Below are 14,755 nucleotides of genomic sequence, written 5' to 3'. Positions count from 1 at the left end.
CCAGGGCCGGGCCGATCTTCAACTCCGAGACGAGCTTGTTCGTGCCGCGCATCGAAGCCATGCTTCTTCGGTTGACCTGGCAGACCCCGGCTGTTCGGCAGCATTCTCGGTTGACCTGTTCTCGCCTCGAGGACCGCGGTCCCGATGAGCGGGAATCCGTGCGTGGGACTGTGATGCGCCTCATAGCGTCCGTCGCATGACTATTGTGACCAGCGCCGATCCCGGTCTCGGCGAGTTGCTCGAGAAGCAGCGGCGACAGTTCCGTTCCCAGCGCAGCAGCACGGGCGCGCAACGACGAAAGCGGATCCAGTGTGTGATCGACATGCTCGTCGCCCGCACGGACGAGATCGTGGACGCGATCGATGCCGACTTCGGCGGACGCCATCCCGGCTATTCGACGACCAACGATGTGCTTGGTTCACTCTCGGCGCTGAAATACGCGCGTGATCGCCTCGAAGAATGGATGCGTCCGCAGCAGCGGACCCCCTTCTCCCCGTACGACCAGCTGGGTGCGACCGCGTCGGTGCACTATCAGCCCAAGGGCTCGGTCGCGATCATCGGAACGTGGAACGCCCCGGTGTTCACCCTCCTCAGCCCGCTGGCGGGCGTCCTGGCCGCAGGGAACCGCGCTGTTCTCAAGCCGTCCGAGGTCGTACCGCACACGTCCCGGGCGTTGGCGGACGCCGCCGTCGAGTTCCTCGACCCCGCCGACATCGCTGTGGTCACCGGCGGACCGGACGTCGCGAAGGCGCTGACCTCCCTGCCTTTCGATCACATCGTGTTCACCGGCGGGGAAGCAGCCGGCCGCTCGGTGATGGCGAACGCGGCTCTCAACCTGGTGCCCGTCACGCTCGAACTCGGAGGCAAGTCTCCGGTGATCGTCGGTCGGTCCGCGGACATCGCGACGGCCGCCTACCGCATCGCGGTCGGTAAGGCCACCAACAGCGGCCAGCTGTGCGTCGGTCCTGACACCGTGTACGTCCCGGCAGAGGCGCTCGAGCCGTTCCTCGACGCGGTGGGCGCGACTTACCGGGAACTGTTCCCGACGATTGCCGGCAACCCGGACGTCACGGCGATCGTCGACGACCGGCACGTGGCGCGAATCGACGGATATGTACGTCAGGCACAGGAACTCGGGGCCAGGGTCGTGGTGACACCGGACGAGCCCGGTACCACCGACGAGCGCCGCCGTCCGCTCCGCATCGTCGTCGACCCGCCGGAGTCCGCAGCCGTCTCCCAGGAAGAGATCTTCGGTCCGGTCATGGTGGTACGCGCCTACGACGACCTGGGGCAGGTGCTGGGCGCGATCAACTCCGGCCGCAAACCGCTCGCGCTGTACTGGTTCGGGCAGGACGACGACGAACGGCGAATCGTCCTCGAATGCACCACCTCGGGCGGCGTCACCATCAACGACATCGCGATGCACCCGGGCATGCTCGACGCGCCCTTCGGGGGAATCGGATCATCCGGCATGGGTCACTACAACGGCCGGGAGGGATTCCTCGAATTCAGTCACACCCGAACCGTGTTCGTTTCTCCGGAGTGCGACCCGCGGCGTGAGTGGGGGATGTTGCCTCCCTACGCCGACGGTTACCGAGCCGGCATGTCCGCTCAGGTGACGCCGTAATTCCGCAACCGTACCGCCCTTCGACGCTTTCAGGAGAGAACAGATGAGAACTCGCGGCGCGATCATCCGCAGCACGCCCGGAATCTACGAGGTGGTCGACCTCGAGCTCGACGAGCCGCGCCGCGGCGAACTGACCGTCGAGATGGTGGCCGCTGGGTTGTGCCATTCCGACGACCACATCGCCACCGGTGACCATGCGGTCGGGGTCTACCCGATCTGCGGTGGCCACGAAGGCGCCGGTGTCGTCGTGCAGGTGGGCCCGGAAACGCACGGCTGGAGTGTGGGGGACCACGTGGTCTTCTCGTTCCTGGCCGCCTGCGGCCGATGCCGCTGGTGCGCGAAGGGACTGCAGAATCTGTGCGACCGGGGCGCGGCGATCATGACCGGCAGCCGACCCGACGATCCGACGAGTTTCCGGTTGACCCTCGACGGGGCGCCGGTGGCCCAGACCTGTGGGCTGTCGACCTTCAGTCAGTACACGACGGTCAGTGTCGACTCGGCGATCAAGGTGGACAAGGGCCTGCCGCTCGAGAAGCTGTGCCTGCTCGGTTGTGGTGTGGGGACCGGTTGGGGTGCGGCGGTCAACTCGGCCGAGGTGTATCCGGGACAGACCGTGATCGTCCAGGGCATCGGTGGCATCGGCATCAACGCAATACAGGGTGCTGCGCACGCGGGAGCTGCCCGGATCATCGCGGTCGACCCTGTGCCGTTCAAGCGTGAGTCCGCGCTGCGGTTCGGCGCCACGCACGCGGTCGCCGACATGGCGGAGGCGACGGAGATTGCCCGGTCGTACACCAACGGTCAGGGCGCGGACTCGGCGATCGTCACCGTCGGTGTGACGACGGGCGAACACATCGCGGAGGCGTTCTCGGCGATCCGTAAGGCAGGGACGTGTGTCGTGACGGGGCTGGGCAAGATGACGGATGTCGGTATCCCCGTCAGCGCAATGGAACTGGTGCTCTACCAGAAGCGCTTGCAGGGCTCGCTCTTCGGCGCCTCCGCGCCGACGGCGGACATCCCGTGGTTGATCGATCTGTACACCTCGGGTGCGTTGAAGCTCGACGAACTGGTTACGACCACCTACAAGCTCGACGACATCGCCCAGGGATTCGTCGACATGCACGAGGGCAGGAACCTGCGCGGAGTCGTCCTGTTCTGAGCCGACCCACCGCTGTGCCGGGTATCTATGGCGGGTGTGTATGCGTTCGAGGCCTGCCGCTCGCGGTTCCGAGCATGTGACAGGTCAGGGAGATGCGATGAGCCCGTGATGCCGGGCATCAGGGTTCGACCGGGGGAAGGACCTCCCAGAACGGGTCGGGCACTGTAGGCCATTCGTCCCGCCACCGTCCGGCCACACGGTCCACGTGCAGCTCCTGAAGCAGCCCCATCAGGTGTGAGCCGCCGTCGAGCAGGTAGCGCACGATGCCGAGGGCAGCGCACTGTGCGGTGATCGTCGCAAGCACCTTCTTGGCTTCGTCGATGCGGCCGGCCGCGGCGAGGGCGTTGACCAGCAGCCGCCGGGCCTGCAGAAGCGCCCGCGGCCGGTCGGCGTCTGCCAGCATGTCCACCCATTCCTGTGCCCAAGCACACGCCAGTTCGGTCGACGTCGGTGTGCCGTTGTCGAGCAATGCCCAGATGGCGACGGTTTCGTCGAGTTGGGCGGTGATCGCGTCGATACCGTGCACCGGCCGGCGTCGCTGCTGATGGACGATCGGTGGAAATGGGGGAAGACCGGCAGTGGAAGGCAGTCCCAGTCGCACACGTTCGTCCTCGATTCGGGCCCGCAGCCGGGGCAAGGACAGAGCGTGCGCGGCTCGAGCGCCTGCATCCAGGCACTGCGCCGCCGCAGCGCGATCGCCTCGCAATGCCTTGATCCGGGCGCCGACGGCGTAGCGAGCGGCCTTGAAATCCACGGCGCCGCCCTCATAGTCGAGTAGGTAGGCCTCGTCGAGGAGCTGTCCTGCCTCGTCGAGGTGATCCTGTTCGTACAGCAGCTCGCCGAGCAGTGATCCTGCCAGCCGTGCGGCGAGCGAGTGGCCGTCGTCCTGGCTGCGGGCCACCCGCAACGCTTGCCGGAAGCGTTCCTCGGCAGTGGTGATGTCGAGTTGTTCGTGCGCGGCGATGCCGAGATAGCAATAGCCGTGCATCTGGGAATACGGTCCATGGTTGCGGGCGTGGTACGGCGCGGCCCAGTCCTGGAGTTGTTCGGTTGCGCCGAAATCGAACCGGTAGATCGCGGCGAGGGTGGCGAGGTTCGCGGCTGCGGACACCGCCCAGGGCATCAGAGAGTCGGCTCGGTTCAGGGCGGGACGGACAAGCTCGTCGACGGTGTCGAAACGATCGCATCGGGTCGCTATGGCGGCGTGTGCCACGCCGACTTCGGCGCGTAGGTCCTCGGTGTCGTCGGTGAGGGGTGCGGTGGCAAGCAGTACGTCCACGTTGTCGAGGGCTTGTTCGGCGGGACGGACGCGGTTCGACATGATGCTGATCCATGCCAGCATCAGCTGTAGTCGGGGGCGGGTGGTGAGCACCGTGGGAGGGAGTTTATCGAGCAACGCCTGGGTTGACGCCAGCTGAGAGTGCTCGAGCAGGTGCGTGCCGTGCCGTTCGACCAGATCGACGGCCATGTCCTGATCGCCTGCGGCGTGGGCGTGGGTTACCGCGTGACGGATGATCTCGTGCCCGGCGAACCACCGGGCCGCCGTGCGGTGCAGCTGTGTCACGCGTTCGGGGTTTTCTCGTTCGATCCGGCGTTGCATGTACTCCCGGAACAGATGGTGGTAGCGAAACCAGATGCGCTCGTCGTCCATTCGACGTAGGAACAAGCCACGGTCCTCGATCTCCTCGAGCATCGATTGGCATCGAGTGGTGCCGGTGAGCGTGGCGGCGAGGTCTGCGGAGATGTATTCGCAGATGCAGGTGGCGAGCAGAAACTCGAGAATTCGAGGTTCGAGGGTGTCGAGGACGTTCTCGGCGAGGTACTCCCCGATGGCGTGATGGCGGCCGGTGATGCCACCGATCAGCTCGGCGGGGTCGTCGCTGTCGCGCAGGGAAAGCGAGACCAGTTGCAGCGCCGCCGCCCAACCGCCGGTAGCGCGGGTCAGTGCGTCGATATCGTTGTCGGTCAGTCGTAATCCGTTCAGCTCGACCAACAGTCGTCGTACCTCCGCCGGGTCGAATCGGAGGGCGGCCGCGTCCACTTCGATCAGTTCGTCGCGTAGTCGCATACGGCTGCGCGGTAGCCCGGTGCGTGCCTGGCTGGTCACGACTACTCGTAGGTGATCGGCGTCGGCGTTGTCCAACAGAAACGTCATTGCTGCCAGGGCTTCGGAGTCGGTGACACGGTGCCAGTCATCGATGATCAGGACGATGTGCTCTTCGGACTGCTGGATCTCGTTGATCAGCGCGGTGAGCACATACTGGGTGGCGTCGTCGCCGTATTCTTCGAGGACCGCATCGAGATCCTGGGCCAGGGCCGGCCGTACCTGGCGGACGGATTCGACCAGGTGCGCCAGGAGCCAGACGGGTTTGTTGTCGTCGTGGTCGACGGACAGCCAGGCCACCGGGACGCCGCTGTCGACCAGTTCGTGCGACCATTGTGCAGCCAGGGTGGTCTTGCCGAAACCCGGCGGTGCGGTGATGGCGGTCAGGATGCGTCGTCCACTTGCGCGCAGCAACTGCAACAGGCGCTCGCGGATCACCAGCGGGCGGGCCGCTGTGGGTGGACGCAGGCGTGTGGCCGGCACCGGTGGGCTCAGCCGGCCCGATCCGGTTCGTTGCCGCCGGCCGGTGCCGGTCGTGGTGCGGGGGCGGGAGACGCCGAGAAAAGTGGGCCCGCTGGCTTCGGGCACCGGGAGTTCGTCCACCGGTAGCCCGTGGCGTTGCTCGACCGCACGCAGCTGTTCGCCGAGTGCGGCAGCGGTGCCGGTGCGTGCCTTGGGATCCCGGTCCATCGCACGCTCGATAACGTCGGCGACGTCATCGGGGACGCCATCGCCGGTGTGGAGGTCCGGTATCGGTCCGTCGGTGATCCGAAGGAACTGGGCGACCACCGATTCGCCGCGGCGTCGTTCGTATGCGGCATGTCCGGTGATCACACAGAACAGGGTCGCGCCGAGTCCGTACACATCGGCCGAGTGGGACGGGGTATGACCGGCGAGAACCTCCGGAGCGGTGAACGCCGGCGAGCCCGCGATCGCCCCGTCGGCGGTCTCGAAGGCTCCGGTGATCCGCGCGATCCCGAAGTCTGTCAGCTGGGGCTCGCCGTAATCGGTGAGCAGGATGTTGGCGGGTTTGACGTCGCGATGCAGCATGCCCATGCGGTGCGCGGTCTCGAGCGCGCCGGCGATCTTGATTCCGACCCCCAGTGCGTCTTCCCAGCGAAGTGGGCCCTGTTTGCGGACGCGGGTTTCGAACGAGTCGCGGCGGTGGTATTCCATCACGATGTACGGCTGACCGGAGACGGTGCCGCCGACCTCATGGACGGTGACGATATTCGGGTGTCCGGACAGCCGTCCCATCGCACGCTGCTCACGGAGGAAACGGTCGAGGTTCTCGGGGTCCGGTTCCGAGGTCAGTACTTTGACGGCCACGGTGCGGTCGAGGGCGGGTTGCCGGCATCGGTAGACGACGCCGAAACCACCCCGGCCGATCTCGTACACATCCTCGAATCCGGCCGCGGTCAGTTCGGCCACGATGCCCACCGGGTCTGTCCGCTGCGTCGCCAGCGGATCGATCTCGGCCATCGGCTGCCTCGTTCATAGCCGGGGTTGATCGACTACCTCGATCACGTCTCGGTAGGACGATCATATCTCTGCACGACCGTGCTGGTAGGGAAGGCGGGGCCGTTGCAACAGTCAGGGTTGTCGCAGCATATCGGTCGAGGCATGGGGTCGAACCGGTGATTCGGGTCCGTTTCGGCGCGTCCGGTCAGGATTCCTTCCGAAGTGTCTTCGGCTCCCACGAGTGCCGGTGCGGCCGACGACGCGGGTGTCGGATGGTGACGACGGGAAAGTTGGTGCGAGAGGTCTGCCGCTGCCGTAGCCACCGTGGCGGTGAGTATGGGATCTGCAACCTTCCCCTGTGGGCGGGCGGGCAGATACGCGGCTCACCGCATGAGGATCGCAGAGCGCACTCGGTACGTGGCGTTCATGACCATGTCGCTGCAGTTCCCAGTGGCGACGAGCACGGTTTGGATCAGCGCTTTTCCTGCTTCGACGCGAGCAATCTTCGAGTGCCACACCGCAATGCTCGAACATGTCACCACGTAATGGGCACGATTCTTGTGCGTTCAGATTGGCATCGACCGAGATGAGAGGTGCCCATCTCGGGACTTTACCTCTGTCGGCGGCGCCGGACCGGACAGAATCACGATCAGGATACGAGGTTGCTCGCCGCGCATAGTCGGAGGAACACCTGCAACAGTCCCACTTGTATGCACACCATGAGTAACCTGTGTATGTCCTCCCAGATTTCCGCTTGCTCGTAAGAACTGGACGTAGCGACGCTCTACGGCTGACATTGCGCTGCTGGGGCGTGCCTCTCGAGCGCCTGTGTCAGCCTTTGGTTGCTGCAGTTCGAGCCTGTCCTTCCTCGCGACCCGTTAGCATGCAGATACGTTATCGGTGCTCAACCAGGTGATCGGAAATCGACATGAGCAAGATCGTGAACTCGTTGTCCGAGGACGAATACACCCTGATTCGTGAGACGAAGAAGTCTCAGACTGAAGGGCTCGACGAAGATGAATTGATCGATTTGCACACCCGTATCCGTCGTGCCCGCAATAAGTACGTGAAACTCTACCGTCGGGCTGGTGCTGGCAAGGTTGAGTCGAAAAAGTCTCGCGCCAAAGGTAAGTCGGCGAACGAGCGCAACGCCGCCAAAGCCGAGGTTTTCGAGGACGCGCTGGCAAGAGTGAGTCGTCGACTTGCAGCCGAGGCTCGCAAGTCCGCGGAATCGTTGAAACAGGAACGACTCGCGAGGGCTCGCAAGATCAATCCGAGCGCACCGGGTGACCTCGAGACGGACGGAAAGGTACATACGGAGGGAAGGGCCCGGGTCGATTCCGCCCGTGATTCCCCAGGGCGCAAGAAGTTCGAAGCCTCCAGCATCGCCGCCGGCGCACGACGTCAAACGAAGAAGGACAAGCGATGAAACTCGATGTACCAGATGGATCGTCCGTTGTCCCTTGCATGTCGGATCAGGTTGGAAACAGTCCGATCTCGAGGTGCTGCGGTAGTACCGGCGTCGAGGGCATCGCGTAGCAGGTAGTGGTCGGTTACCAGGTTGGTGTCGAGGACGCGTCGACCATGCCCGGCGGGACCTGGGGTGTTCGATGCTTGCGTGACTGTCGCACATGGACTCTGTGCATTCCACTGCACTCGAGTCCGGATCCTGCCCGCCTCATTGCAATGCAACGGCTCGGCGCTCAGCGTAGGCGCGAAGACCGCTCAGTGGCGGGCGTTCGGTCCATGCATCTTTTCGAACTCTGCGGATCGATGTGAATTCGTAGATCCAGAGAACAGTTCATTACCGTTCCGCAGCAGTTGATTCGGAACGGTGAAGTGCGGTGGTCCTGGAACTCGGCATAGTCGATTCCCCTGACGTGGCGGTGTGATGTCGTGGCCTGGTTGCTCGACAGGGGAAAGGTTGGTTTCGTAACCAGCGGCCGTCGCTGTCCCGAGCGACGGGTTCGGCGATGTCGTCGGGCCGGCCCAGCGCGTCCCAATGGAGGCGGGTTCTGTTGCCGGTGTGAAGGCACGAGTTGTCCGCCGGTGTGCGGCCTGCACGATGAAGGCGCAGGCCCACGCCGTGTCTCGGCCCGGTGCGTCAGTTGCTGCTGCCGAAGGTCGGCAGTCCGAATTCCGGAACCAGGGGACCGCGGGTGTCGGTGGGCACGGTGACAACCGCAGAGGATTGCTGGACTGCGAACGCGGTCAGAGGGAACAGGGCAAGGATCTCGCCGATGCCGGGGTAGTCCGAGGCCCACATCGCAGTGTTGTCGGCGTTGACACAGGTCGCCAGGGCCACATAGGAGCCGTCAGGCACTTCGGTGACGGTCTGTGTAGTGGTCCCGGGCTGGACCTGGCCCGAGGCGTACAGCGTCTGGCCGGGGCCGGTGACCTCCCAGATCGGAGGCAGCATCCCACCCGGGGCGGGAGCGAGTGAGGTCGTGCACGTCAACACGCCGCCGGTGGTGTTGGTGATCGTGTTGGTCACGTCCGTGCCGGCGACCCCGAAGGCATAGCTGACTTCGCCGGCGTCGGCAGCGGACCCGATGGCAGGGGTCGTCACAGTGAAGGCAGCGACGGCGGCGGTGAGTACAGCAGTACGGATGATCGATCGCATCGAGGCTCCTGACGGGTCGAATGGAGTGAGTACTTATGTGATCTTGCTGGAGATGCGACCGGTTGGCATGTTTTCGGCGTTCAGGGGCGTCGACGTCCTGCCGATGACGCGGCATACGACTGCGACGGTGCGGCCGGCCCACTCCACCGTGCGCTCAGAGATCGGGGTGCCGAGACCTTTCCAGGTGGTCGCGAACTCCACCTGTATTCGTTGTGCGGGAACGTATCTCGAGTTCCGGGGTAAAGGAAGCGTCCTTGCTGGATGCCGTCACCCGGTGCAGCGTCGGCGTGCGGAGCGGCTCCACTCGATGTCGGGACGTTCAGTATCGCTCCAGTGAGGGCGCGCCCAGTGGGGAGGCTCCGGAATCGGGTAGCAGCGAGAGCGCCGTCCGGCCGCGCAGAGGGAGATCAGCGACAACTCCGGAACAGTCGGTTAATTGTGATTAACTTTGACTATGAGTGAACGTTACCCGCTACCCGACCTCGCGGATCTGCCCGAGGACATCGTCGAGCGCATCCTCGAGGTGCAGGACAAGTCCGGGTTCGTCCCGAACGTATTCCTGGCGTTCGCACGTCGTCCCGCCGAGTGGCGAGCATTTTTCGCGTATCACGACGCGATCATGCAGCGCGAAGAGTCAGGGTTGACGAAGGGCGATCGCGAGATGATCGTGACTGCCATCTCCGCAGCGAACAAATGCCTGTACTGCGTAGTCGCCCACGGAGCGATTCTCCGGATCTACGAGAAGAAGCCGACCGTGGCCGAGCAGGTGGCAACGAATTACCGCATCGCCGAGATCACGCCGCGTCAGCGTGCGATGCTCGATTTTGCCAGCAAGGTCAACACGCGTTCGCACGAGATCTGCAACGACGACTTCGAAGCGCTGCATGCATACGGCTTCACTGACGAAGACGCCTGGGACATCACGGCGATCACCGCGTTCTTCGGGTTGAGCAACCGCATGGCGAGCGTGACGGGAATGATGCCCAACGTCGAGTTCTACACGATGGGGCGCACGCCCCGGGCCTGACCGGTGTACGTCTCGAGATCGCCCGCGAGTCGAATCCGGCCCCGGCGCCTTGGCAATCACGCGGTAGTTCGATTCGGCGCTGCCGCACGTTGCCGTGTCGATGGTGGCCGCGGTCATGGTTCCCCGGGGGTGACGCAGTCTCCGATTGCGACGTCGATGTCGGTGGTGCCGCCGTCGTCTGTGCCCTGTTGGCCGGCGATGGTGGCGGGAGAGTGGTGGATGCCGCAGTGGCAGGGGTTGCTTCCTCGATGTCGGCCGAACATGCGGCGCTGAGCAGGACCGCGGCACCGATGTCTGCGCCATGAGAAGTCTTGCCGGGGAAGCAGAGTCGAATCGGCGGCGAAATGCCACTGCATGTGTCGTCCTTGCTGCGGTGGTAGGACGGGACCATCCCGTAGGGGATCTCGGGGAGACCGTGGTGGATTCTGGTCGACAAAGCAGAAAAGTAGGAAATCCGGAGTCGGAGTCGTCGACCGGAGGTGAGGCGCGCGATCTCAGTGCCCCGGGTCGGGTGGCGGTCGCCCTGCGGACAGGCGCCCGTCCATCACGTCGGGTGCGGAAAGTTCGAACCCGCCGGCACGACCGTGAGGAATGTTCAAGCGCCCGATCGGCTTGCTCCCTCGACCTGATCGACGTCGCCGCAGGCGTGTACGGCCGAGCGGATCGGTGTGTAGTTACGGGAGTCGAAGGTGCGGGTGCGAAGCCGGTAGCGCCATGTGGGTCCGGGCCACAAAGAACGGTTGAGCCCCTCGCGATCGAGGTACCAGCTGCGGCAGCCGCCTCGCGTCCACGTGCTCGCAGCGGATTCGCGGTGGACGAATGCAGTGAATCGGTGTTGTGCTTGCTCACGCACCACGAGGGCGTCGGCGCCCGTGCGCTCGGTTTCGTCGAGTGCGGCCGCGATGTAACGGAATTGACTTTCGAGCATGAAGAGCACCGAGGTGTGGCCGACTCCGGTGTTCGGCCCGCCGAGAACGAACGCGTTGGGTAGGCCGGCCACGGTGGTGCCGAGGTGAGCCGCGGCACCGTCACGAGCCCAGATCTCCTGCAGGCCGGCCCCGTTTCGGCCGTGGATCGGCAGGTGCATCAGGGCGGCGGAGACGTGAAAACCGGTGGCGTGAACGAGCAGGTCGATTTCGTGTTGCCGACCGTCTGCGGTACGCACGGTATCTGCTGCGAGTTCCGTGATGGGGGAGGTCACCAGGGTGGTGGTGGGGTGGCCCAGCGCGGGGTAGAAGGTATCGGAGAAGACGATGCGTTTGCAGCCGATCCGATACGACGGGGTGAGGGCCAGGCGTAGGTCGGGGTCGGGTATCTGGGTGTGCAGGTGTCGCAGGGCCCGCGCTTCGAGGGCGGTGCGGCGGCGCTTCGAGCCGGTCAGAGCGGGGACGAGTGTTTCGTTGCGCCAGTACTCGATGGTGCGGCGTGCTCGGTAGGGCAGTGGCAGGCCGGTGCGAGGCCGGGGGAGGACCCAGGCCGGGGTGCGCTGAAACACCGTGACCCGGCTGTCGTGGTCGACGAGGGCGGGAACCAGTTGGGCGGCGCTGGCGCCGGTGCCGATGACTCCGACGCGGGCACCGTGCAGGTCGAGGTCGTGGTTCCAGCGGGCGGTGTGCAGGACCGGCCCGGTGAAGGAGCCGGGGATTCGTGGGATCCGCGGAACGTTCAGTGCGCCGGTGGCCAGAATGAGGAAGCGGGCGCGGTGGAGTGCCCCGGGGCGGGTACGAACGTGCCAGCGGGCATCGGTGTCGTCCCAACGGCACGAGGTGACCTCGGTGTCGTAGGTGAGCCGTGCGATGCGGCGGACCTCGTCGGCGAGGTACCGGCAGTGACGGAAGATGTCGTGCTGCTCGGCGCGGCCGCTGCTCCAGCCGGCCAGTCGGGTGAAGGAGTAGGAGTACAGGGCGGGGTGGATGTCGCATTCGCAGCCTGGGTAGGTGTTCTCGCGCCAGGCGCCACCGGGGCCGGGGCTGCGTTCGAGGACGTGGACTGTCCGGCCGCGGCGGGCAAGGTGGAGGGCGGCGCCGAGGCCGGCGAGGCCGCTGCCGACGATGAGCACTTCGGTGTCGATCACTTGAACAGTGTTCAAGATAAGCGTTGATCAGTCAAAATACACCGGTTATCGGAAGTCCGACTCACGCCGTGACGAAGACATGACGACAGTGCCGCTGGGCGAAGCCGGGACAGGCTGTCCGCGCTGGTCGAACGGGTTCTCATGTCCAGGCGGTGTTCTTACTTCTCGAGGGCAGGGGTGAACTCGACCATGTCTCGGCCGACCGCCGCAGCCGGGGCGTTTTCCGCAATGTGGCCGCGTAGTGTCTCGGCGAACTCGGCCGCGTTGCCCGCCCGAAGATGGTCGACGAGGGTGGCGTGCTCGGCGATGATATCGGCGCAGCGCGTCAGCAAGTGCTCACCCGAGGCGAAGAGCACGAAACGGTGCCGGTCGGAAAGCTGGTCGTAGAGCTCGAGCAGGACGCTGTTGCCTCCTGCTTCCACGAACCCGCGGTGGAACCGGAGGGTGAGGTCGATAAATCGGCGGACGTCCTTGTCGGCGAAGGCGGCGCGTTGCTCGTCGATGGAGTGTTCGAGGCGTTCGGCCAGGCGTTGGCGCAGTTCACCGGAGGCTCGGTCCACCGCCGTCGTCTCGAGGACGAACCGTGCGTCGGCGAGTTCGGCCACGGTCCGTTCGCTCACTCCTTGCACCAAGGCACCACGCTTGGGGTAGATGGCAATCCACCCCTCGTCCTGAAGGCGCGCAAGTGCGACGCGCACGGGTGTTCGGCTGACCCCCAGATCGGCTGCAAGGGTGTTTTCGCCGAGCATGGTGCCGGGAACGAGGGTGCCGTCGAGGATGCGATCGCGGATCACCCGGTAGGCACGCTCGGAGGCGCTGGGGCTCTCGCTCGGGCCGGCGGTCATCGTGGTCTCCTCGTCCTCGACTCGAATCCGAGATGGATTTACCTGGGACTGTCGAGCGTAGCGATCTGCAGCATCCGACTCGGCCATGCCTGCTGGGACCGGATTGGACGGTTGTCGCGATCAGGAGGTCCGAGCTGCAGCGCGGACCGTGCGTGTTCATCCTTGTTCCGCTTTCATGCTCTCCGATGATCAATGGGATGTGCCCTGGTCGTCAGTGCATGAAGAAGGCGGCTTACGGCTGTACTTTTTCGAGGGGATGCTCGTCGGTAGCGGATGGCGTTGCTCTACCGGGCCATGTCATCAGCGGCACCGCCTTGACGGCGAACGCCAGCGTGATGAGCAGAACTGCGGTGGCCATGAGGTTGATCCACAGGAAGCCGCCCATCGCCAACACCGTGCCGGCCATGGCTGCCATCAGTGCCCCGCCCAGGTTCATCGCAGAGTCGGAGGCGCCCTGCAGCGTGACCTTGGCATGGGGCGGCACCGAGGCCGTCAGCAATGCCGAGCCACCGATAAGGAACATGGACCACCCCACTCCGAGGAGCAGCAACGCGGTGGTCAGCAGCGGCATCGATGACACCGGGGCCAGGGCGTCGACGACGCCGAGTGTGATCGTCGCGATGAAGACGACGACTCCGGAAGCGATCACGGTTCCCGGTCCCCAGCGGTCGGACATCCATCCGAAGATCGGTGAGAGTGCGTACATCCCGGCGATGTGGATACTCACCACGACGCCGATGGCTCCGAGGTCGAATTGTTGGTGATGCATGTGCACCGGTGTCATCACCATCACGTTCGTCATCATCATCTGGCCGGTGACGATCGTGACGATCGCAAACAACGGAACCGGCCGCGCCGCAACGAAACGCAGTGCCGCCGTGAGGCCGAGCGGCGGGGGTGCCGCGGTGGTCGTGTCGGTGATTGCAGCGCCGACATCGGTTCCGTCGCTACGGGTGGTCCGGTTCGGCTGTGTGGTGCTTGCACGGGGAGGGGTTGCCAGAGTCGATGCGACCAGAGCTGCAAGGGCGAAAGCGGTCATCGAAATCAGGTAGGGGCCCGCCAGCGGGTGCATTCCGAGTGCTTCACCCAGGTGTGCGCCGGGGCCGGTGAAGTTCGGCCCCAGCACGGACCCGATGGTCGTTGCCCACACCACCAAAGACATCGCCCGCCCGGTGGCCGAGGGACCGGCGACGTCGACAGCGGCGTACCTGGCCTGCAGGCCGGCGGCAGTCGCCGAGCCGCACAGCATCATTCCCAGCATGAACAGTGGCAGCAATTCTGTCGCCACGGCCACGAGCACCACCGAGGCGCCGAGCGTGCCGATCCCGAACCCCAAGGTGAGGGCTCTGCGTCGTCCGGTACGTGCCGCGAGCGCAGCCAAGGGGTAGGCGATCAGCCCGGCGCCGAGGATTACGCTCATCTGCGCGAATCCTGCCATCGCGGTCTGCCCCGTGATCTGTTCGGCGAGCAATCCACCGACGGCGTAGCCGGATGCGATTCCGGCTCCGGAGAACAACTGTGCGGCGATCAGCTTGGCTTGCGTCACCGCGTGTGGAGGTATCGGCACGGCACGGTCCTTTCGGGTTCATCCGGCCCGCTGGAGCGGCATAGTTTGCCAGAGGGCATGCTGGCGCAGGTATGTCGCGATGTCTTGGTCCACGGGGTCACTCTGTCGCCGAGAAAATTTGCGTGTGTGGACAATTCAGGAACCACGGTCTCGTCGGGTTCGAGACGCGGTGCTCGTGTGGCAAGTAGGCGTGACACGCGTTGGACGGTCGGTCCTCGTGCCGTTCGGTGTGTCGTTCTGCAACGAAAACTAGAATACATCTTGGATA

At 65.0% G+C, this 14,755-nt stretch carries 9 protein-coding genes; 4 read left to right on the top strand and 5 right to left on the bottom strand.

Translation table 11 applies throughout. The features are described from left to right. Positions 1 to 196: 196 nt before the first annotated feature. On the top strand, positions 197 to 1,627 hold the full coding sequence (locus GON09_RS06260) for an aldehyde dehydrogenase family protein (RefSeq protein WP_213931062.1): 1,431 nt from the start codon (positions 197 to 199) through the stop codon (positions 1,625 to 1,627). Positions 1,628 to 1,670: 43 nt separating this feature from the next. Further along, the gene (locus GON09_RS06255) at positions 1,671 to 2,786 is read left to right on the top strand and encodes an NDMA-dependent alcohol dehydrogenase (protein WP_213931061.1); all 1,116 of its coding nucleotides are present in this window, start codon (positions 1,671 to 1,673) and stop codon (positions 2,784 to 2,786) included. A 118-nt stretch (positions 2,787 to 2,904) separates the two neighbouring features. Here GON09_RS06255 and GON09_RS06250 read toward each other — a convergent pair whose 3' ends face one another. After that, positions 2,905 to 6,372: a serine/threonine-protein kinase gene (locus GON09_RS06250; protein ID WP_213931060.1), complete on the bottom strand. Its 3,468-nt coding sequence runs from the start codon at positions 6,370 to 6,372 to the stop codon at positions 2,905 to 2,907. Between the two features lie 907 nt (positions 6,373 to 7,279). On the opposite strand from GON09_RS06250, the gene GON09_RS06245 reads away from it, so the two are divergent. Next, positions 7,280 to 7,780 carry a hypothetical protein gene (locus tag GON09_RS06245; RefSeq protein WP_213931059.1) on the top strand — a complete coding sequence of 167 codons (501 nt, stop codon included), beginning with the start codon at positions 7,280 to 7,282 and terminating at the stop codon, positions 7,778 to 7,780. A gap of 675 nt (positions 7,781 to 8,455) precedes the next feature. On the opposite strand, the gene GON09_RS06240 is transcribed toward GON09_RS06245, so the two are convergent. Further along, entirely contained in the window at positions 8,456 to 8,974 is a 519-nt protein-coding gene (locus GON09_RS06240) for a hypothetical protein (protein WP_060654550.1), read from the bottom strand. A gap of 454 nt (positions 8,975 to 9,428) precedes the next feature. On the opposite strand from GON09_RS06240, the gene GON09_RS06235 reads away from it, so the two are divergent. Continuing rightward, entirely contained in the window at positions 9,429 to 10,001 is a 573-nt protein-coding gene (locus GON09_RS06235; RefSeq protein WP_213931058.1) for a peroxidase-related enzyme, read from the top strand. Positions 10,002 to 10,596: 595 nt separating this feature from the next. On the opposite strand, the gene GON09_RS06230 is transcribed toward GON09_RS06235, so the two are convergent. The 3 genes from GON09_RS06230 to GON09_RS06220 form a co-directional block, all read right to left on the bottom strand. Beyond that, on the bottom strand, positions 10,597 to 12,075 hold the full coding sequence (locus GON09_RS06230) for a flavin-containing monooxygenase (protein ID WP_213931057.1): 1,479 nt from the start codon (positions 12,073 to 12,075) through the stop codon (positions 10,597 to 10,599). Positions 12,076 to 12,233: 158 nt separating this feature from the next. Further along, complete coding sequence (locus tag GON09_RS06225) at positions 12,234 to 12,920, bottom strand: GntR family transcriptional regulator (protein WP_213931056.1); 687 nt, start codon at positions 12,918 to 12,920, stop codon at positions 12,234 to 12,236. A 232-nt stretch (positions 12,921 to 13,152) separates the two neighbouring features. After that, positions 13,153 to 14,487, bottom strand: coding sequence for an MFS transporter (locus GON09_RS06220; RefSeq protein ID WP_213931055.1), 1,335 nt, complete (start codon positions 14,485 to 14,487; stop codon positions 13,153 to 13,155). Positions 14,488 to 14,755 lie beyond the last annotated feature (268 nt).

Origin of the sequence: Rhodococcus sp. B50 (genome assembly GCF_013602415.1) — a bacterium.
GTDB lineage: Bacteria > Actinomycetota > Actinomycetes > Mycobacteriales > Mycobacteriaceae > Rhodococcus.
Note: the sequence above shows the minus strand (reverse complement) of the source record. Positions and strands in the feature narration are given on the sequence as shown.

What these genes read in the sequence shown, in the direction of transcription:
- GON09_RS06260 (WP_213931062.1), top strand. Translation starts at nt 197, where the DNA reads ATGACTATTGTGACCAGCGCCGATCCCGGTCTCGGCGAGTTGCTCGAG.
- GON09_RS06255 (WP_213931061.1), top strand. Translation starts at nt 1,671, where the DNA reads ATGAGAACTCGCGGCGCGATCATCCGCAGCACGCCCGGAATCTACGAG.
- GON09_RS06250 (WP_213931060.1), bottom strand. Translation starts at nt 6,372, where the DNA reads ATGGCCGAGATCGATCCGCTGGCGACGCAGCGGACAGACCCGGTGGGC.
- GON09_RS06245 (WP_213931059.1), top strand. Translation starts at nt 7,280, where the DNA reads ATGAGCAAGATCGTGAACTCGTTGTCCGAGGACGAATACACCCTGATT.
- GON09_RS06240 (WP_060654550.1), bottom strand. Translation starts at nt 8,974, where the DNA reads ATGCGATCGATCATCCGTACTGCTGTACTCACCGCCGCCGTCGCTGCC.
- GON09_RS06235 (WP_213931058.1), top strand. Translation starts at nt 9,429, where the DNA reads ATGAGTGAACGTTACCCGCTACCCGACCTCGCGGATCTGCCCGAGGAC.
- GON09_RS06225 (WP_213931056.1), bottom strand. Translation starts at nt 12,920, where the DNA reads ATGACCGCCGGCCCGAGCGAGAGCCCCAGCGCCTCCGAGCGTGCCTAC.